Below are 16,809 nucleotides of genomic sequence, written 5' to 3' on the forward strand. Positions count from 1 at the left end.
GTGGACGCCACGCGCACGGAGGTCGGACATGTCGGGACCGTCGGAAGGCACGCTGCGGGACAGGGTCGCGCTGGTGGCGGGCGCGACCCGCGGCGCGGGCCGCGGGATCGCCGTGGAACTCGGCGCGGCCGGCGCCACCGTCTACGTGACCGGCCGCAGCACCCGGGAACGGCGCTCGGAGTACGACCGCCCGGAGACCATCGAGGACACCGCCGATCTGGTCACCGCGGCGGGCGGACGGGGCATCGCGGTCCCCACCGACCACCTCGTCCCGGCCGAGGTGGAGTCGCTCGTCGCCCGGATCGCGGACGAACAGGGCCGTCTCGACATCCTGGTCAACGACATCTGGGGCGCCGAGAAGCTCTTCGAATGGGACACCCCCCTGTGGGAGCACGACCTCGACAACGGACGCAGGATGCTCCGGCTCGCCGTCGAGACCCACGCGATCACCAGCCACCACGCGCTGCCCCTGCTGCTGCGCCGGCCCGGCGGTCTGGTCGTCGAGATGACCGACGGCACCGCGGAGTACAACCGCGCCACCTACCGGGTCTCCTTCTTCTACGACATCGCCAAGTCGTCCGTGCTGCGCATGGCGTTCGCCCTCGGCCACGAACTGGGCCCGCGCGGCGCCACCGCCGTGGCGCTCACCCCCGGATGGATGCGCTCGGAGATCATGCTCGAAGCCTTCGGCGTGACCGAGGAGAACTGGCACGACGCCGAGGAGGGCGAGCCGCACTTCGCCATCTCCGAGACGCCGTACTACGTGGGACGCGCGGTCGCCGCGCTGGCCGCCGATCCCGAACGCGCCCGCTGGAACGGGCAGTCCCTCTCCAGCGGGCAGCTCGCCCAGGTGTACGGCTTCACGGACCGCGACGGCAGCCGCCCGGACGCCTGGCGCTACATGGTCGAGGTGCAGGACAAGGGGAGACCGGCGGACGTGACGGGGTACCGCTGACCGGGGCGCGTCCGGGGCGCGTCCGGGGCGGCGGAGACGGGCGCGGGCGTCTGTCGCCGCGGCGATCATGGAGGTAACTTCCCTGCCATGACTGCGATGAGGCGCTTCGAGGGACACGGGGTTCTGATCACGGGCGCGGCCCGCGGCATCGGGGCGGCGACCGCCCGCCGCCTGGCCGCGGAAGGCGCCCGGGTCCTCGTCACGGACGTGGACCTGGCCGAGGCCGAGAAGACCGCCGCCGCACTGCGCGAACTCGGCTCGCGGGCCGAGGCGTTCGGCTGCGACGTGGGGCAACGGGCCCAGGTCGAGGCCGCCGTGGCGTACGCCGTGGACGCCTTCGGCTCGCTCGACGTCCTGGTCAACAACGCCTACCGGTGCACCCCCGACGCACCGCTCTTCGAGGACGGGAGCGACGAGGACTGGGCCGCCGACCTGGACGTCACCCTGACCGGCGCCTACCGCTGCGCCCGCGCCGCGCTCCCGCACCTGGTCGCCTCCGGCCGCGGGGCCATCGTCACCATCGGCTCCGTCAACGGCATCCAGGACTTCGGCAACCACGCCTACAGCGCGGCCAAGGCGGGGCTGATGTCGCTCACCCGCACCCTCGCCGGCCACGCCGCCGCCCGGGGTGTGCGGGTCAACCTGGTGGCTCCGGGCACGATCCGCACCACGGCCTGGGAGGGCCGCGAGGACGACCTCGCCTCCGCGGCCCGGCTGCTGTATCCGCTCGGCCGGGTCGGCGAGCCGGAGGACATCGCGGCCGCCGTCGCCTTCCTCGCCTCCGGCGACGCCGCCTGGATCACCGGCACGACCCTGTGCGTCGACGGTGGCCTGCTGGGCGTCAACAAGCGGTTCCGCGAGGCCGTCGGGGGAGAGGGCGGGGACGCGGACGGGAGCTGAGGCGGGCGACAGGTGTGGTGCCGGCCGGTCCGGAGCCCTTCCTGACAGGATGGCCGCATGGAACGTGTGCTTGGAATCGGCGGATACTTCCTGCGCGCCGAAGACCCGGCGGCCCTGAGCGCCTGGTACCGCGACTGCCTGGGCCTGGACACCGACGAGAACGGCCTGTGGCGCCCGGAGGCCGGGCCGACGGTGTTCGCGGCCTTCGAGTCCGGGACCGGCTACTTCGGGTCTCCCGCCCAGCAGACCATGCTCGACTTCCGGGTCCGCGACCTGGACGCCATGCTCGCGCAACTGCGCGCCCGGGGAGCGGACGTGGCGGAGGAGACCCAGGACATGGACGGGGTCGGCCGGTTCGGCTGGGTCACCGACCCGGAGGGCAACCGGATCGAGCTCTGGCAGCCCGCCTGACACGAGGACGGGCCGGGGCCGGCCGCGCGGGTCCGTCCCGTCCTCCGGCGCGGACCGTCACAGGCGCGGCTCCGCGCAGTGCCGCTCGACGGCCGCGAACACCCGGTCCGTGTCCGCCTCGGACGTACGCCAGTTGCTGAACGCGGCGCGCAGCCCGTGCGTGCCGTCGTAGCACGTCGGGGTCACGAAGGCCTCGCCCGAGGCGGCGACGGCGTCGGCCAGCGCCTGGACCCGCCGCTCCGTGGGGTCGTCGGCGAGGGTGAAGCACACGACGTTCAGCCGCACCGGCGCGAGCAGCCGCAGCCCGGGAGCGCGGGCGATCCGCTCGCCCAGCCGCCGGGCGAGCGCGACGTTCCGCTCGACGATCTCGCGGTGCCCCTCGCGCCCGTAGGCCGCCAGCGAGAACCAGGCCGGGAGCGCGCGCAGCCGACGCGAGTTCTCCGGCGTCAGGTGCAGGAAGTCGGGGTCGCCGCCGGGAAGTCCGAGATAGGGCGAGGCGTTGTGGAAGACGCGGACCTGGAGGTCCTGGCGGCGGGTGAACTGGACGGCCGCGTCGTAGGGGACGTTGAGCCACTTGTGCAGGTCGACACAGACGGAGTCGGCCTCGTCCAGACCGGCCACCAGCGAGGAGTACTCGGGTGACAGCGCGGCGAACCCGCCGAAGGCCGCGTCGACGTGCAGCCAGAAGTCATGGCGCTCCCTGAGCGCGGCGACGGCCCGCAGATCGTCGAAGTCGACGGTGTTCACGGTCCCGGCGTTCGCCACGACGACGGCCGGACGCCCGTCCAGCGCCCCGAGCGCGGCGTCGAGGCGCTCGACGTCCACGGCCTCGCGATTGCCGGGCAGCACCGGCACCCTGCGCAGACTGCCGCGCCCGAGACCGAGCACGGACAGAGCCTTGGTCACGCTGGAGTGGGGGCTGCCCGACAGCACGTCCACCGGGCCCAGCGCGCCCACGCCGTCGTCCGTCACCGACACGCCCCGGCGCTCGCCGAGCCACTCCCGCGCGACGGCGAGCCCGACCGTGTTCGAGACCGTCGCGCCGCTCACGAACGCCCCGTGGTGCTCCTCGCCCAGCCCGAACAGCTCACGCAGCCAGCCCAGCGTCTCGTGCTCCAGCGCGCTCGCGAAGGAACCGGCGGCGCCCGAGACGTTCTGGTCGTAGGCGCTGGTCAGCCAGTCCCCGGTGAGTGAAGCGGGTGTCGCGCCCCCGGTGACGAATCCGAGGTAGCGCGGGCCCGCGGAGCCGGAGAACCCGGGGGCCCAGCGGTCGGCGAACCGGGCCAGGGCGCCCTCGGCGCCGGCACCCCCGTCCGGAAGCGGATCGGGGGCGGGTGTCTTGCCGAGCCGGGCCACGGGACGGCTGTCGAGGCCGCTCACCTCCTGGACGGCGAAGTCCCGGGCGGCCTGGAGGAGTTCGGGAAGACGGTCGAGGTCGGCGGAGAGAACGGGGTCCATGACGGCAGCCTAGAAGGAACGCCCGTCGGACGAGCGGTCCACTTCGGGGAAACCGGACTGGTACGGAGCCGCCCCCACCGAGCCCACCGCGCCCGGCGGGTGCGAGGCGATGGCGTGCCTGCGGGCACCGGACCCGTCGCGGCGAGGAATGTCACTGTTTCGTCCCTGTCTGCCCGGGCGTACAACGCAATACCCTCAAGGGCTGTCTACGCAGGCAGAGGAAACGATGGACACGACAGGAAGGCCCGTCATGGGGGACATTCGAAGGCGAGGAGCTGTAGCGCTCGGACTCACCGGCCTGGTGGCACCGCTCACCCTCGCACTGGGCTCGACGCCCGCGCAGGCCGCGAGCTGCACGACGGCCACCGGCCCGAACCAGAAGCAGGTGGAGAAGTTCCTCGGGCGGCCCGTCGACGGCCGGCAGTCCGCCGCCGACTGCAAGGCGATCCAGGCCTTCCAGACCAAGCACGGCATCACCCCGAACATCGGGTACGCGGGGCCCGTCACCTGGGGCGTGATGGACCTCATGAACAAGCAGAAGGCGGTGGGGAGCAACCCCAACCGGGACGGCAAGTGCCCGGTGAACAAGGGCCGCATCGCCTGCGTCAACCTCACGCTCCAGCTCAGCTGGATCCAGGACGGCAGCCGGCTGGTCTACGGGCCCGTCCCGGTCCGCACGGGCAGGAACGGCTACGAGACCCGTACCGGCCTGAAGAAGATCTACTGGCGTGACATCGACCACGTCTCGACGATCTACAACGTCGCCATGCCGTACAGCCAGTTCTTCGACGGTGGTCAGGCCTTCCACTCGGTGGGCCTCAGCATGTGGAACCCGCCCGGCTCGCACGGCTGCGTCAACATGACCCCGGCCACGGCCAAGAAGTACTGGTCGCTGCTCAAGAACGGCGACGACGTCTACGTGTACGGACGCAAGCCCGGCACGTGATCGAGTGACGAGCTTCACGGTCCGTTATGTCGCTCGGTGGGGCTTTGCTCACATCATCTTCACGTCAAGGGCCGTATGCTTCACGACATGAGCACCACTCTTGACAACGACACTCAGCGATCCGCTGCCGAAGTCAACGAGGAGATCCGGGCTCTCTGGTTCCGGGCAGGTGGGTCGCTGAACATGGACGAGCGGCGCGAGTACCAGCGCCTCGTCCTCGAGTGGGCGAAGGTCGCCCCGTCGTCCTCAACGACCCGGGCCGCCTGACCTTCCGCGTCCGGCAGGGCTCCCCGATCCAGGGGAGCCCCCGCCTCGGACCTCGGCACCGGATCTCCGGCGCCCCGGAGCCGGCTCCGTTCACCCGGACCCGACTCCGAACCGCCATCCATGACCACGAACGGCCGGGTCCCCGCTCCATGGAGCGGGGACCCGGCTTCGAACCGCTCGGCCGCGCTCCGTGAGCCCGGTACCGGCCTCGCGGAGCGCTCAGCCCCAACTCTGTGAGTACTGCCGCCGGTAGGCGTTGCGGTCCTGCTCGGTACGGATGAACCGGGTCGCCACGAACGCGATGACGCTTCCTCCCATGATGAGCAGACCAGGGCCGACATTGCCCGGGTCGGTGAGCGCGGAGACGAACGTCTGGGCCGCCCCGCTCTCACCCCCCACCGCCTCCACCGCGCCCGGAGCCGCCGACCCCGGCGCGCCTCCCTGCGAGGCCATCGCCGAAGCCGCCGCCGAGGGGGCCTGGGACGACTGGGCCGCACCGCCGGCGGAACCCTGCGCGGGCTGACCCGCGAGCGTCACCCCCAGCGCCGTCAGCGCCTTCGTGACGGGCTGGAAGAACGTCGTACCGCCGCTCTTGCAGTCGCCGTTGCCGCCCGAGGTCACCCCCAGCGCGATGCCCTCGGAGAACAACGGGCCGCCGCTGTCGCCCGGTTCGGCGCACACCGTGGTCTCGACCAGCCCGGTGACCGTTCCCTCCGGGTAGTTGACCGTCGCGTTGAGCGCGGTCACCTGGCCGTCGTGGAGACCGCTGGTGCTGCCGCTGCGGAACACCCGCTGGCCCACGGTCGGATCGGCGACGCCGGTGATCCGTACGCCGTTGCCGCCGCCGATGGAGACGACGTTGGTCCCGGCCCCGGCCTGCTGCGCGCTGTCGTACTGGATGAGCGAGAAGTCGCTGCCGGGGAACGCCGTGGTGATGGTGCGGCCCACCTGCTGCCGGCCCGTGTTGTCGGAGAACCAGACCGATCCGGCGGGGCCGCAGTGTCCGGCCGTGAGGATGAACGCGCCCTGTGCGTTGGTCACGTTGAACCCGGCCGAGCAGCGTCCGCCGGTCGAGAAGATCGCCTGTGCGCCGTTCACCCGCGTGGTGAACGTGCCCTGGGTCCGCTGCATCCGGACCGAGTCGCCGATGCCGTCGGCCAGCTTCGTCATGCGCTTCCAGTCGGTGGCCGAGACCGTGCTGTCGGCCTGCACCACCACCTCGTTGTTCCGGTAGTCCACCGCCCACGCCGTACCCGGCACCCGGGGCGCCGAACTCAGCTCCTGGGTGGCTGATTTGAGGTCCTGCATGCTGTGTGTGACGACCTTCGGGCGGGCACCCGCCCGCTTCACCGCGTCCGCCGCGTCCGCGTCGGTGACCGCGACGACGGGACGTCCGTCGGCGGCTATCCAGTTGCCGGCCGTCCGTGAGGCACCCAGTCGGGACACCAGTCCGGCGCCCGTGTCCGCCGCGGCCTGGGCCGAACTCGCCGTGGCGCGCGACGCGTCGGACGGTTCGCTCGCCATGGCGCGCGTCACCATGAACCCTCCGCAGAGCAGCCCGCCGACGGCCGCGAGACGCGCCCCTCGTCGGACGATCCGTCGTCGTGCGTGCCTCATTGCATGGGCTCCCGAAGCCGTACGGAGCGGCGTGTCCGCCGCGGAAGGCCCCGGTCGGGGGCCCTCCCCTCATACGTGTGCTCCGGCCCGCGCGTTCACCGCCGGTCACGGCTCTCGCGAAGGTGGCCGGTTCGTGCCGGGAGCGGCCGGGACGATCAGCGCATACGTGTGCCGATGCCGCCTCCCGGCCGCGGCTCCGACGCCGGCGAAGGAGCGGCGCGTCCTGATTCCGCCGGGCAGGGGCCGGAGCCGCTCAGGGTCTGAGCCGCTCAGGGTGTGAGCAGCGCGGCCATCACGGCCGCCACGTACGCGGGGTCGGCCCGTACCGAACCCGGGACGGCGTGGGCCAGTTGGGCGTGGCCCACGTAACTGGTGTAGGCGAGGACGCCGCGCCGCCGGGCCTCGGGCGGCGGGAAGCCGAGCAGTTCGAAGAGGTGGGCGAGGTAGCCGATCCGGCGCTCGGTGACGCGGGCGAGCGCCGCCGCGACCCCGGGGTGGTCGGCGGCGGCGAACAGCCGTACCTCCAGGGGGTCCTCGGTGGCCGAGGCGGTCGCGCCGCGCAGGAGCGCGCCGAGCCGGGCCGCGGGGTCGGGCTCGGTGGCCTCCATGGCCTGGATGATCCGTTCGGTGGACAGCTCCTCCCAGCGGGCGAGGGCCGCCGCGACGAGCGCGTCCCGGTTGGCGAAGTGCCAGTAGAAGCTGCCCTTGGTGGTGCCCAGGCGGACCGCGAGCGGTTCCACGGAGATCCCGGCGAGACCGCGCTCGGCGAGCGCGGCCAGGGCCGCGTCCGCCCAGTCGTCGGCGGTGAGGCGCTTGCGGGCTGGCCGCTTCGGGCGGGCCGACTGCTCGTGCATGTTTCCATACGCTACCGTATGGTCGAACATACGCTCCCGTACGGAGGTGCGGTATGCGCGGCACGCGCACGCTACGCAACGTTCACGAGCGGATCGTCCAGGCCCCGGCCGAGACCGTCGGCGCACTGGTCGACCGGCTCGCCACACCGGACGACGCCCTGTTCCCCACCCCGGTCTGGCCCGGGATGGTTCTCGACCGTCCCCTCGCCGTGGGCGCCGACGGGGGCCACGGCAGGATCCGCTACCGGGTCACCGCCTACGAGCCCGGACGGTCCGTCCGCTTCGACACGACCGGCGACGGCCTCGGCGCCGGCTGGCACCGGTTCGACGTCGAACCCCTCGGCCCCGGCCGCTGCCGGATCTCCCACGTCCTCGAAGTGACCCTGAGCGCGGGCAGGTTCGCCTTCTTCAAGCTGGCGATCGAGCCGGTGCACGACACGATGGTCGAGGAGATCTTCGACAACGCCGAGCGTGCCGTCCTCGGCTCCCTGCCGCACCCGCCGGCCCGTCGGCCGCGGCGTGCCCTGCTGGTCAACCGGCTCCTGTGGGTCCGGCCGACCGGGGTGCCGGTCCCGGCGGACGCCCGGCTGCTCCACGCCGCCTTCGAGCGGCCCGACTTCACCGACGCCTGGCGCATACCGCTCGCCCCGGGCATGCCCCGCGATCCACGGGCCTGGCGGCACCTCCTGCCCTTCACCGAGCGGGGTGCCGAGGGCGACGAGCTGATGCTCGGCGAGGACGCGTCCCACCTGGACTTCCGCGCCTCGGTCCTGGTCGACGACGACTCCGTGACGCTGGCCACCGCCGTACGGCTGCACAGCCCCTACGGTCGGCTCTACTTCGCGGTGGCGAGCCGCGTCCACCCGTACCTGGCCCGCCGCTCGCTCCGCCGGGCCCACCGCCGCGTCGCGTTCGCGGTCCGTCCCGCCGGGGAACGGAACGCGCGGGCCGCCGCCCAGGACTCCTGAAGACCGCACCCGGCACCCGGCACTCCGCGCGCAAGCGCCGCCCCGACCGGCGGCGACGCACGTCAGCGCGGCCCCGACCGGCGGCGACCACTGATCGGCCGTCGCGACACCTCGTCCGCCGGACCTGCGCGTTCGCCGCGGGCCGAGGGACGATCTCGCCATGACGGGCGGGCTCCGGACGCGCCGTGCCGTACCGGGCCGGCACGGTGGCGAACAGTTCTGCGGCCCGGGTGCTCAGGCCGTGGCCGCGCCTCTGACGCCGACGACGCGGTCGGGTCGGCCGAGCCCGCTGGTCTGGATCCAGCCCCGGCCGTACACGTGGCCGGCATCGGTCAGGGCCTGCGCCTGCCCCGGCGGGGCCAGCGTCCGGTCGTAGCTCTGGACCAGCCCTTCCCCGGTGTCCGCGAACAGGTAGCGGCTCGCGTAGACCCGGCCGCCGTGCTCCCACTCATGGCGCACGACCGGTTTCCGCAAGAGGGTCTCGAACCACGCGGCGGTGTGTTCGGCGAGCTCCTGCGGTGACCCGACCGCCTCCATCGCCAGGCCGGTCGGCCGGTCCGGGAGGAAGTAGAGCTGATTGTGGAGGCGGTCGCCGCGGACGGTGGAGCCGACCAGATGCACACCGACGTCGATCAGCGACACCCTGTTGTCCTCGTCCCCCAGGCTCACGCAGGCCAGGAGCGACGAATCGTCCTCGGGCCGGCCGACCCAGCTGGGGGCGTAGGGGACGTCCCAGGACTCGGCCTGCTCGCGGAGGGCTTTCGCGAAGGCGAGTTCGGCCGCGCCGAAGCCGAACTCGTCGTCGGGGCCGTCCATCTCGAACCACGGATTCTCGGGCATGACGATCACAGTAGGGCAGGCGGACGACGGCGTTCGCCCGTGCGCGGACGGCGGCGGAGCCCGCCGCCGTCCGTCTGCCCGTCCGGCCGACCGCTCGAAGCGACGGGCTCAGGCCATGGCGCGGGTCCGGGCGGTCACCTCGTCCCGCGTCAGATACACATCCGTACGCTCGAAGTCCCGCAGGGTCCCCTTGCGGTCCGCGAGGAAGCCGGTGCGGACGAAGTCGTCTCCCGCGACGGCGTTGAGGAGCCAGTTGGCCCCCGTACGGAAGCGGGCGGCGCCCGTGCGCAGGGCGTACAGGTGGTATCCGCGGGCCACCAACTGCGCGGGCGCGCCCTTCAGGTCGATGCCGAGCGGTTTGGACACGGCGTCGTGGCCGCCGAGGTCGACCACCAGACCGAGGTCCTTGTGCCGGTACGGCAGGGTGGGCTGTCCGCGCAGCTTCGCCGCCAGGACCTTGGCCGCGTGCCGGCCCTGCCGGGCCGCGTGCTGGGCGGTCGGCGGGCAAGGGGAGCCGTCGCCCTTGGCCAGGTCGGGCACCGCCGCCGCGTCGCCCAGCGCGAACACCCCGTCGAGCCCCGGGACCCTGAAGTCGGGCTCGGTGACGAGCCGCCCGCGCACGGTCTCCGTGCCCAGCGAGTCGACCAGCGGACTCGCCGCGACACCCGCGGTCCACACCAGCGTCCGTGACGGCAGCACCCGTCCGTCGGTGAGGGTGATCTCCTCCTTGGTGGCGGAGGCGACGGAGGTGCCCAGGGAGATCTGCACTCCGCGGTCGCCGAGCATGCGCAGCGCGCTCTCGCCCAGTTTCTCCCCCAGCTCGGGCAGCAGCTTCGGGGCGACGTCGATCAGATGCCACTTGATGAGACCGGGGTCGATACGGGGGTGGTAGCGCCGTGCCGCGGCGGTGGTCAGGCGTTGCAGACAGGCCGCCGTCTCGGTGCCCGCGTATCCGCCGCCGACCACCACGAACTGGAGTCGCGCGGCCTGCTCGTCGTGGTCCGACGTGGCCGCCGCCAGGTCGAGTTGGGCGATCACGTGGTCGCGCAGGTACGCGGCCTGGGCGAGCGTCTTCATACCGCGCGCCTCCTCTGCCAGACCGGGGATGTCGAAGACGCGGGTCACGCTTCCCGGAGTGAGCACCAGGTAGTCGTAGCGCATGTCGACGAGGTCCCCGGTGATCTTCCGGACGACGCACACCTTGGCCCCCGGATCGACACCGATCACCCCGCCCGGCACCAGCGCGGTGCGGCGCAGCATCCGGCGCAGCGAGGGTGCCACGGACTGCGGTGTGACGACACCGGCGGCGACATGGGGCAGCAGCGGCAGATAGAGCTGGTAGTCGGTGGGGCTGATCAGGGTCACCCTGGCCTCGCCGGGGGTGAGCGTCCGTTCCAGGCTTCTGGCGGCCTCGACCCCGGCGAAACCGGCGCCGACGACGACGATGTTCGGTCCTTGCATCAGAGCAGCCTCTCTCCACTGGTGCCAGCCGCGAGCCCAGGCTCACACGGGTCGCGGACACGTGCCACTGCACCGCGCGTACCCCGATGGAGGGGAAACACGTGTGCCGCGCGCACCCCGAAGCATGTGAAAGTCGATCTCTACCGATCAGTAACTGCCTCTTCCCCCTCCGTACACGCGCTGCCAGGATCATCTCTGCCGTGGCGACGGTCCCGGACACCGTCGCCGTCGTGATGTGTGGGCTCGACCAACTCATGCGATCCGACCGACAGATGTGAAAAGGGGACAGGAATGACGAGACACGGTGTGGCGCGGCGGACGGTCGCGGTGTCGGCGATCGTGGCACTCGGGATCGGGGGGACGGTCACCGCGGCCGGGTCCGCCGCCGCGGCCCCGGCCCAGGCGGTCGCGAGCGCCTCCGCGACGGCCGGCGTCGACTACGCCACCTGGCAGAGCGACGTCCAGGCCGTCATCGACCAGGCGGTGCCGTACGTCGGGCAGCGCACCGCGAACGCCGGCGGACAGAAGCTCGCGGTCGTCTTCGACATCGACAACACCACGCTGGAGACCGACTTCCACCCCTGGTACGAGCTGCCCACCCCGGCGGTCAAGGCCTCGCTGGCCCTCGCCCGCTACGCGCGCTCCCGAGGCGTCGCCGTCTTCTTCGTGACCGCCCGTCCGGGCATCATCGCGAGCGAGACGAAGTGGAACCTGAAGAGCGTCGGCTACCCGGTCGACGGCCTCTACGTGCGTGACCTGCCGGACCTCTTCGACGAGGTCAGCGCCTACAAGACCGGCAAGCGCGCGGAGATCGAGTCCCTCGGGTACACGATCATCGCCAACGTCGGCAACAACACCACCGACCTGGTCGGCGGCCACGCGGAGCGCACGTTCAAGCTGCCGGACTACGACGGCAAGCTCTCCTGACCCGGACGCCCCGGGCGCCGGGGACCGGCCCGCTTACACTTCGGCCATGGACGAGGGCTCGCTGGACGCGCTGGGATCGGGCAAGTACCTGCTGATCACCAGCTATCGCAAGAACGGTACGGGGGTCGCGACGCCCGTGTGGGTGGTGCGGGACGGTGCGGCGCTGGGCGCCTGGACCGTGGCGGACAGCTGGAAGGTGAAGCGCATCCGCAACCGTGCCGACGTCCTCGTGGGTCCGTGCGACGTGCGCGGCAGGCCGACGGGGGAGCCGGTCCCCGCCACGGCCGAGATCGTCGACGCGGCCCGGACCGCCCACTACCGCAAGCTCATCGCCCGTAAGTACGGGGTGATGGGCCGTCTCACCCTGTTCGGCAGCCGTCTGCGCCGCGGCGAGACCGGCACGGTCGGCATCCGCATCACCCTTTCCTCGTGACGCGGCGTCACCACCGTCGGCGGGCCTCGCCGCGAGCCGCCTCACCGTGCGTCGGTGTGCCGTCCTCCGCGCCGCGCGCCGTGTCCCGGGAGGGTGCCCGCAGCACCCTCCCGTCGGCGGGCGCGCGACGTCGGCGGGCATCCACCGGGCGCGTCTCGGCGCGACGGAGTTCAGGGTCGTCCGTCCCGCCCGGCCACTGGTCCGCGCGGTTCTGCTCGACCGCGACCGGTACCTCGACATCCGTCTCGACGAGGACGCCGCGCGGCGGATCGGCGGCCTGTGGACGCTCGCCGCCGCCTCGCCCCGTTCGCTGGTCCACCTGCCGATGCGGGGCAACCGGTCACCGTCCGGTGAGCCGCCGGAGAGCGGCACGCGCCCGCTCGATCTCGTGCTGCTGCACCATTCGCTCCAGTTCGCGCCCTCGCGCTGGAAGGAAGTCCGCGGACGGCTCGGTCCGGGGCGTCCGGAGACCGTGACGCTGTCCGGTCCGGCGGAGGGGGACGGCCTCGTGATCGACCACGAGGCCAGGCACCACCGGGAGAACCGCGATCTGTTCCACCAGCACGTGCACGCCGAGACCCTGTTCATGACCGGCAGCGCGAAGGTGTTCCGGGAGACCGCGCGGCACTTCCTCGACGTCGCCCGGCACGGTCCGGGGCACGCCCCCGCCGGCCCGGAACACCCGCACTTCTGCACGGAGTTCCACTCCTGCGACGGCACGCTCGGCGACGCGCGCGAGCTGCACGTCGAGTACTGCGACCGCTGGGACGCCACGGCCTGAACGGCGGGCCGCGGCCGGGTCCGTCCCGTCGTGCGCCGAGGGGCGGGCGGGGCGAGGGGCATGGGCGGGGCGAGGGAGCGCGTTCGGGCCAGGGGTGGGAGTTGGCCGGATGCGTGCTGCGGCAAGCGTTGACTAGAAAGCGCTTACCGTTTACGTTCCCGTTCAGCAGCGTGACCCGCGTGCGACATCTCGTATACGAGACATCAGCTCTCTGAGCCGCATCACCTGGGCAAGTCGCCATATCCAGCTCATGCTCGGTCCGCAGGTGTCGTGTCACGTACCTTGCGATGTTCAGATACAGGTACGGCGTCTGCGTACATGCCCATGGTCAACTCTGAAGGGACACATCCGCATGTCTGCTCGCCCCCCACGCAAGCGCTCCCGTCTCGCCCTGCTGACGGCCGGCGCCGCAATCTTGGCGGTCACCACGGCACTCGTACTGCCGCAGTCGGCCGGGGCCGCCGAGACCGCGCCGGTCGGCTTCGGCGCGGGGACCACCGGAGGCGGCGGCGCGACCGCCGTCACCGTCACGACACTCGCCGCCTTCAAGACCGCCGTCACCGGTGACACGGCCAAGGTGGTGAAGGTCAGCGGCCTGATCCCGCTCAGTGGTCAGGTCGACATCGGCTCCAACACCACGGTCCTGGGCGTCGGTTCGGCGTCCGGGTTCACCGGTGGCGGACTGCGCCTGAAGAAGGTCACCAACGTCGTCGTCCGCAACCTGAACATCAGCAAGCCGGTCGCGCCCGCCGACGGCATCACCGTGCAGGCCTCGACGAAGGTGTGGATCGACCACAACTCCTTCTCCTCCGACCGCGACCACGGCAAGGACTACTACGACGGTCTGCTCGACATCACCCACGCCTCCGACTACGTCACCGTCTCCTGGAACACCTTCAAGGACCACTACAAGGGTTCGCTCGTCGGCCACAGCGACAACAACGCCGGTGAGGACACCGGGCATCTGCGGGTGACGTACCACCACAACTGGTTCGACAACGTCAACTCCCGCATCCCCAGCCTGCGTTTCGGTACCGGGCACTTCTACGACAACTACGTCGTCGGCGCCGACACCGCGGTGCACTCCCGCATGGGTGCCCAGATGCTCGTCGAGAACAACGTCTTCCGGAGCACGGCGGTCGCCGTCACCACGAACCGCGACAGCGACGTGGACGGCTACGCCAACCTCACCGGCAACGACCTCGGCGGGGCCACGACCGAGATCTCGCAGGTCGGCACGTTCACGAAGCCGTCCTACGGCTACACCGCCGAACCGGCCTCGACCGTCGTCGCCTCGGTGACGTCCGGAGCGGGCGCCGGAAAGCTCTGACGGCCCCGGGCCTTCGGGCACGCCCGCCCGACCGGCCCACCGGGAGAACTGTCACTTCGCCGGAGGACCGGCGACCCCCCACCCCACCCCACCCCACGGGAAGAAGGCATCGGGACATGACGTCATCAGCACGCCCGCGCGCCAGGCGGCGCGCTCTCACCGGCACCCTCGCCGCACTCGGCCTCTCGGCCGCCATGGTGATGGCCGACGGCACCCTGACGCCGGCGAGCGCCGCCACCTGGCCCACCGCGACCGGCAGCCAGGCCGTCTCCTCCACCATCTCGGTCTCCGGCACCAAGGACTACGGGATGAAGCGTCTCTACGGCACCGGTGATCTGGGCAGCGACAGCCAGGACGAGGACCAGGGGCCGATCCTGGAGCTGGCCGCGGGAGCGGTCCTGAAGAACGTCATCATCGGCGCACCGGCCGCCGACGGCATTCACTGCCTGGGCAGCTGCACGCTGCAGAACGTCTGGTGGGAGGACGTCGGCGAGGACGCGGCGACGTTCCTCGGCTCCTCGTCGTCCAACGTCTACACCGTCAGCGGTGGTGGCGCGAAGGCGGCCAGCGACAAGGTGTTCCAGTTCAACGGCGCCGGAACGCTGAACGTCTCGAACTTCGCGGTGCAGACCTTCGGCACGTTCGTCCGCTCCTGCGGCAACTGCAAGACGCAGTACAAGCGGACGATCAATCTCAACACCATCGAGGCGACCTACAAGGGCAGCAAGCTCGTCGGCATCAACACCAACTACGGCGACAGCGCGACCCTGAAGTCCATCAGGATCGTCGGGGACAGCAGCAAGAAGATCGTCCCCTGCCAGAAGTACATCGGCAACAACACCGGCGCCGAGCCGACCACGAACGGCAGCGGCCCCGACGGCACCTACTGCAAGTACGCGACGTCCGACATCACCTACGGCTGACGGTCGTCGCCCGGCGGCCGGACGGTCCGGTCCCGCGTGCCGGTCCGTCCGGCCGCGCACGGCCGTCCGGTCCCGGCCCGCCGCCGCGTGGTCCGCGCGGACAGCGGTCGTGTGCGGGACGCCCGCCTCAGTTCCAGCCGCCGTACGGGCCGTCGGTCAGCTGGAACACCGGCTGCCGGCGCACCGGGTCCTGGGCGGTGGAGAGCTGGACCCGGTCGCCGCTGTGGATGGTGGCGGGTGAACCCATGACCCGGCCCCGGACCGTGAAGCCCTCCGCCATCTCGACGAGGGAGACGTTGCGGGCCGCCGGGGTGTTGCGGTGGATCACCGTGGAGTGGCGCACGACGCCCGTGCCGACGCTCGCCTCCGTACGCAGGTCGCTTCCCCCGCACACATGACACAGGAGACGGTTGTACATGGCGGTGGCGCACCAGTTGCACCGCTGGAAGAGCAGGACGTCCCCGGCGCGTTCCGCCGAAACGGTGTCGAGGCGCTCCACGGAACCTGCGCCGAGCACGTCCGTCGCGGCGTCGAGGCCCGGGTGAAGGGCGATTCCTGGGTGGTACACGATGTCATCTCCCTGCGCTCGGCCGGAATCTGATGTGCGCGGGTCGCCGTGCACGACCACAGGTTATGGCACTGAGTGCCACTCGTAAAGGCACTCCGTACCCTCAAAATAAAGACGGGTGTCGCGATCGGCCCGCGCTCAGTCCCGCGCGAAGGCCGACTCGATCTCCTGGACCACGCGCCACATGGGTGCTCCGCGCCGCGAGACGACGACCACCACGTCCTCCGCCTCGGTGCGCGCCGGTTCGGCGGGCGCGGAGCCGAACGTGCTCTGCACGTACCCGAGGGCCTGGTCGACCGCCGCCTCGGCGTCCTTCGTCCCGTCCGAACGCAGCCACGAGCGCAGGGCGTTGTTGTGCGCGGCGACCACGGCGGCGGCGACGACGTCGGCGCGCAGCGTGTCCGCGCGGGCCCCGGCGGGGCGCCGGCGCAGATACTCGGCGAGGGCGCGCTCGTACCGCCAGACGACCGACAGTTCGTACGCGCGCAGGCCGGGCACCTTCTTGGTGAGGCGGTAGCGCTGGACGGAGAACGTCGGGTTCTCCGCGTACATGCGCAGGACGAGCCGGGCGGCGTCGCAGACGCGCTGCACCGGGTCCTGGACGTCGGCCTCCTCCTCCAGGAACGCCGTCATGTCGGCCAGGCAGCGCTCGTGGTCGGGGAAGACCACGTCCTCCTTGGACGGGAAGTAGCGGAAGAACGAACGCCGGCCGACCCCGGCGAGCGCCACGATGTCGTCGACGGTGGTCTCCTCGTACCCGCGCTCCAGGAACAGCTGGAAGGCGGCTCCCACCAGGGCGTCCCGCATCGGCGGTCTGACGGCGGTCGCGTCGGCGGGTTCGCGGCGCCCCGGTGCCTCGTTCATGGTCGGAAACTAGCATCGAAGCCGGGACGGTGGCACTCGGTGCACATGTGGCAGGGAACTGAGTTCCCTGTTCGATTCGCGGGTGGTCCCGTCGGGCCATGCTCGCGACACCCCCAGGGTCCTCGCCGGACCGACCTCGCCGTACCGCCCCGGAGTGCCGGGCTCCTCATGTGGCCGAAATGTGTTGACGTATGAACTCCGTTTGCGAACACCCGAGTTGACAGCCCATGGGTGGTGATCGACTATGAGGTCGAGCCGTGGCCCGCATGACCGGGGGCCCGGTGTTCTCGGCCACTCGTCCAGGGG

18 protein-coding genes are annotated in these 16,809 nt (G+C 71.7%); 11 read left to right on the forward strand and 7 right to left on the reverse strand.

Translation table 11 applies throughout. The features are described from left to right. The first annotated feature begins 28 nt into the window (after window positions 1–28). The 3 genes from CW362_RS01430 (at window position 29) to CW362_RS01440 (ending at window position 2,266) form a co-directional block, all read left to right on the forward strand. On the forward strand, window positions 29–955 hold the full coding sequence (locus CW362_RS01430) for an SDR family oxidoreductase (protein WP_103547413.1): 927 nt from the start codon (window positions 29–31) through the stop codon (window positions 953–955). 87 nt (window positions 956–1,042) lie between these two features. Then, window positions 1,043–1,855: an SDR family NAD(P)-dependent oxidoreductase gene (locus CW362_RS01435; protein ID WP_103547414.1), complete on the forward strand. Its 813-nt coding sequence runs from the start codon at window positions 1,043–1,045 to the stop codon at window positions 1,853–1,855. A gap of 57 nt (window positions 1,856–1,912) precedes the next feature. Next, on the forward strand, window positions 1,913–2,266 hold the full coding sequence (locus CW362_RS01440; RefSeq protein ID WP_103547415.1) for a VOC family protein: 354 nt from the start codon (window positions 1,913–1,915) through the stop codon (window positions 2,264–2,266). 57 nt (window positions 2,267–2,323) lie between these two features. On the opposite strand, the gene CW362_RS01445 is transcribed toward CW362_RS01440, so the two are convergent. Next, entirely contained in the window at window positions 2,324–3,724 is a 1,401-nt protein-coding gene (locus CW362_RS01445) for a pyridoxal phosphate-dependent decarboxylase family protein (RefSeq protein ID WP_103547416.1), read from the reverse strand. Window positions 3,725–3,974: 250 nt separating this feature from the next. On the opposite strand from CW362_RS01445, the gene CW362_RS01450 reads away from it, so the two are divergent. Together CW362_RS01450 and CW362_RS01455 are read left to right on the forward strand one after the other, a co-directional pair. After that, window positions 3,975–4,670, forward strand: a complete 696-nt coding sequence (locus CW362_RS01450) for a L,D-transpeptidase family protein (RefSeq protein ID WP_103547417.1) — start codon at window positions 3,975–3,977, stop codon at window positions 4,668–4,670. Window positions 4,671–4,745: 75 nt separating this feature from the next. Beyond that, complete coding sequence (locus CW362_RS01455) at window positions 4,746–4,937, forward strand: hypothetical protein (protein WP_103547418.1); 192 nt, start codon at window positions 4,746–4,748, stop codon at window positions 4,935–4,937. Between the two features lie 219 nt (window positions 4,938–5,156). Here CW362_RS01455 and CW362_RS01460 read toward each other — a convergent pair whose 3' ends face one another. Both CW362_RS01460 and CW362_RS01465 read right to left on the reverse strand, forming a co-directional pair. Continuing rightward, window positions 5,157–6,554: a S1 family peptidase gene (locus tag CW362_RS01460; RefSeq protein WP_103547419.1), complete on the reverse strand. Its 1,398-nt coding sequence runs from the start codon at window positions 6,552–6,554 to the stop codon at window positions 5,157–5,159. Between the two features lie 269 nt (window positions 6,555–6,823). Then, complete coding sequence (locus CW362_RS01465; RefSeq protein ID WP_103547420.1) at window positions 6,824–7,408, reverse strand: TetR/AcrR family transcriptional regulator; 585 nt, start codon at window positions 7,406–7,408, stop codon at window positions 6,824–6,826. Window positions 7,409–7,461: 53 nt separating this feature from the next. On the opposite strand from CW362_RS01465, the gene CW362_RS01470 reads away from it, so the two are divergent. Further along, a complete protein-coding gene (locus CW362_RS01470; RefSeq protein WP_103547421.1) occupies window positions 7,462–8,376 on the forward strand; it encodes a DUF2867 domain-containing protein in 915 nt (304 codons plus the stop codon). A 234-nt stretch (window positions 8,377–8,610) separates the two neighbouring features. Here the strand turns inward: CW362_RS01470 and CW362_RS01475 are convergent, their stop codons facing one another. Together CW362_RS01475 and CW362_RS01480 are read right to left on the reverse strand one after the other, a co-directional pair. Then, complete coding sequence (locus tag CW362_RS01475) at window positions 8,611–9,216, reverse strand: hypothetical protein (RefSeq protein ID WP_162683933.1); 606 nt, start codon at window positions 9,214–9,216, stop codon at window positions 8,611–8,613. 108 nt (window positions 9,217–9,324) lie between these two features. Next, window positions 9,325–10,677 (reverse strand): NAD(P)/FAD-dependent oxidoreductase, encoded by a 1,353-nt coding sequence (locus CW362_RS01480; RefSeq protein ID WP_103547423.1) that lies wholly within the window; start codon window positions 10,675–10,677, stop codon window positions 9,325–9,327. A 291-nt stretch (window positions 10,678–10,968) separates the two neighbouring features. On the opposite strand from CW362_RS01480, the gene CW362_RS01485 reads away from it, so the two are divergent. From CW362_RS01485 to CW362_RS01505, 5 genes are all read left to right on the forward strand, one after another. Beyond that, window positions 10,969–11,604, forward strand: a complete 636-nt coding sequence (locus tag CW362_RS01485; protein ID WP_103547424.1) for an HAD family acid phosphatase — start codon at window positions 10,969–10,971, stop codon at window positions 11,602–11,604. Window positions 11,605–11,650: 46 nt separating this feature from the next. After that, a complete protein-coding gene (locus CW362_RS01490; protein ID WP_103547425.1) occupies window positions 11,651–12,037 on the forward strand; it encodes a PPOX class F420-dependent oxidoreductase in 387 nt (128 codons plus the stop codon). Between the two features lie 46 nt (window positions 12,038–12,083). Continuing rightward, on the forward strand, window positions 12,084–12,818 hold the full coding sequence (locus tag CW362_RS01495) for a hypothetical protein (RefSeq protein ID WP_338069043.1): 735 nt from the start codon (window positions 12,084–12,086) through the stop codon (window positions 12,816–12,818). Window positions 12,819–13,170: 352 nt separating this feature from the next. Further along, a complete protein-coding gene (locus CW362_RS01500) occupies window positions 13,171–14,148 on the forward strand; it encodes a pectate lyase family protein (protein WP_103547426.1) in 978 nt (325 codons plus the stop codon). A 116-nt stretch (window positions 14,149–14,264) separates the two neighbouring features. Continuing rightward, window positions 14,265–15,071, forward strand: a complete 807-nt coding sequence (locus CW362_RS01505; RefSeq protein WP_103547427.1) for a pectate lyase — start codon at window positions 14,265–14,267, stop codon at window positions 15,069–15,071. A 127-nt stretch (window positions 15,072–15,198) separates the two neighbouring features. On the opposite strand, the gene CW362_RS01510 is transcribed toward CW362_RS01505, so the two are convergent. Together CW362_RS01510 and CW362_RS01515 are read right to left on the reverse strand one after the other, a co-directional pair. After that, on the reverse strand, window positions 15,199–15,570 hold the full coding sequence (locus tag CW362_RS01510; RefSeq protein ID WP_376450818.1) for a Zn-ribbon domain-containing OB-fold protein: 372 nt from the start codon (window positions 15,568–15,570) through the stop codon (window positions 15,199–15,201). A gap of 207 nt (window positions 15,571–15,777) precedes the next feature. After that, entirely contained in the window at window positions 15,778–16,446 is a 669-nt protein-coding gene (locus CW362_RS01515) for a TetR family transcriptional regulator (RefSeq protein ID WP_162683940.1), read from the reverse strand. Window positions 16,447–16,809 lie beyond the last annotated feature (363 nt).

Origin of the sequence: Streptomyces populi (assembly GCF_002911015.1) — a bacterium.
GTDB classification, from domain to species: Bacteria; Actinomycetota; Actinomycetes; order Streptomycetales; family Streptomycetaceae; genus Streptomyces; species Streptomyces populi.

What these genes read in the sequence shown, in the direction of transcription:
- CW362_RS01470 (WP_103547421.1), top strand. Translation starts at nt 7,462, where the DNA reads ATGCGCGGCACGCGCACGCTACGCAACGTTCACGAGCGGATCGTCCAG.
- CW362_RS01440 (WP_103547415.1), top strand. Translation starts at nt 1,913, where the DNA reads ATGGAACGTGTGCTTGGAATCGGCGGATACTTCCTGCGCGCCGAAGAC.
- CW362_RS01445 (WP_103547416.1), bottom strand. Translation starts at nt 3,724, where the DNA reads ATGGACCCCGTTCTCTCCGCCGACCTCGACCGTCTTCCCGAACTCCTC.
- CW362_RS01480 (WP_103547423.1), bottom strand. Translation starts at nt 10,677, where the DNA reads ATGCAAGGACCGAACATCGTCGTCGTCGGCGCCGGTTTCGCCGGGGTC.
- CW362_RS01455 (WP_103547418.1), top strand. Translation starts at nt 4,746, where the DNA reads ATGCTTCACGACATGAGCACCACTCTTGACAACGACACTCAGCGATCC.
- CW362_RS01465 (WP_103547420.1), bottom strand. Translation starts at nt 7,408, where the DNA reads ATGCACGAGCAGTCGGCCCGCCCGAAGCGGCCAGCCCGCAAGCGCCTC.
- CW362_RS01435 (WP_103547414.1), top strand. Translation starts at nt 1,043, where the DNA reads ATGACTGCGATGAGGCGCTTCGAGGGACACGGGGTTCTGATCACGGGC.
- CW362_RS01490 (WP_103547425.1), top strand. Translation starts at nt 11,651, where the DNA reads ATGGACGAGGGCTCGCTGGACGCGCTGGGATCGGGCAAGTACCTGCTG.
- CW362_RS01485 (WP_103547424.1), top strand. Translation starts at nt 10,969, where the DNA reads ATGACGAGACACGGTGTGGCGCGGCGGACGGTCGCGGTGTCGGCGATC.
- CW362_RS01430 (WP_103547413.1), top strand. Translation starts at nt 29, where the DNA reads ATGTCGGGACCGTCGGAAGGCACGCTGCGGGACAGGGTCGCGCTGGTG.
- CW362_RS01515 (WP_162683940.1), bottom strand. Translation starts at nt 16,446, where the DNA reads ATGCGGGACGCCCTGGTGGGAGCCGCCTTCCAGCTGTTCCTGGAGCGC.
- CW362_RS01460 (WP_103547419.1), bottom strand. Translation starts at nt 6,554, where the DNA reads ATGAGGCACGCACGACGACGGATCGTCCGACGAGGGGCGCGTCTCGCG.
- CW362_RS01500 (WP_103547426.1), top strand. Translation starts at nt 13,171, where the DNA reads ATGTCTGCTCGCCCCCCACGCAAGCGCTCCCGTCTCGCCCTGCTGACG.
- CW362_RS01505 (WP_103547427.1), top strand. Translation starts at nt 14,265, where the DNA reads ATGACGTCATCAGCACGCCCGCGCGCCAGGCGGCGCGCTCTCACCGGC.
- CW362_RS01450 (WP_103547417.1), top strand. Translation starts at nt 3,975, where the DNA reads ATGGGGGACATTCGAAGGCGAGGAGCTGTAGCGCTCGGACTCACCGGC.
- CW362_RS01475 (WP_162683933.1), bottom strand. Translation starts at nt 9,216, where the DNA reads ATGCCCGAGAATCCGTGGTTCGAGATGGACGGCCCCGACGACGAGTTC.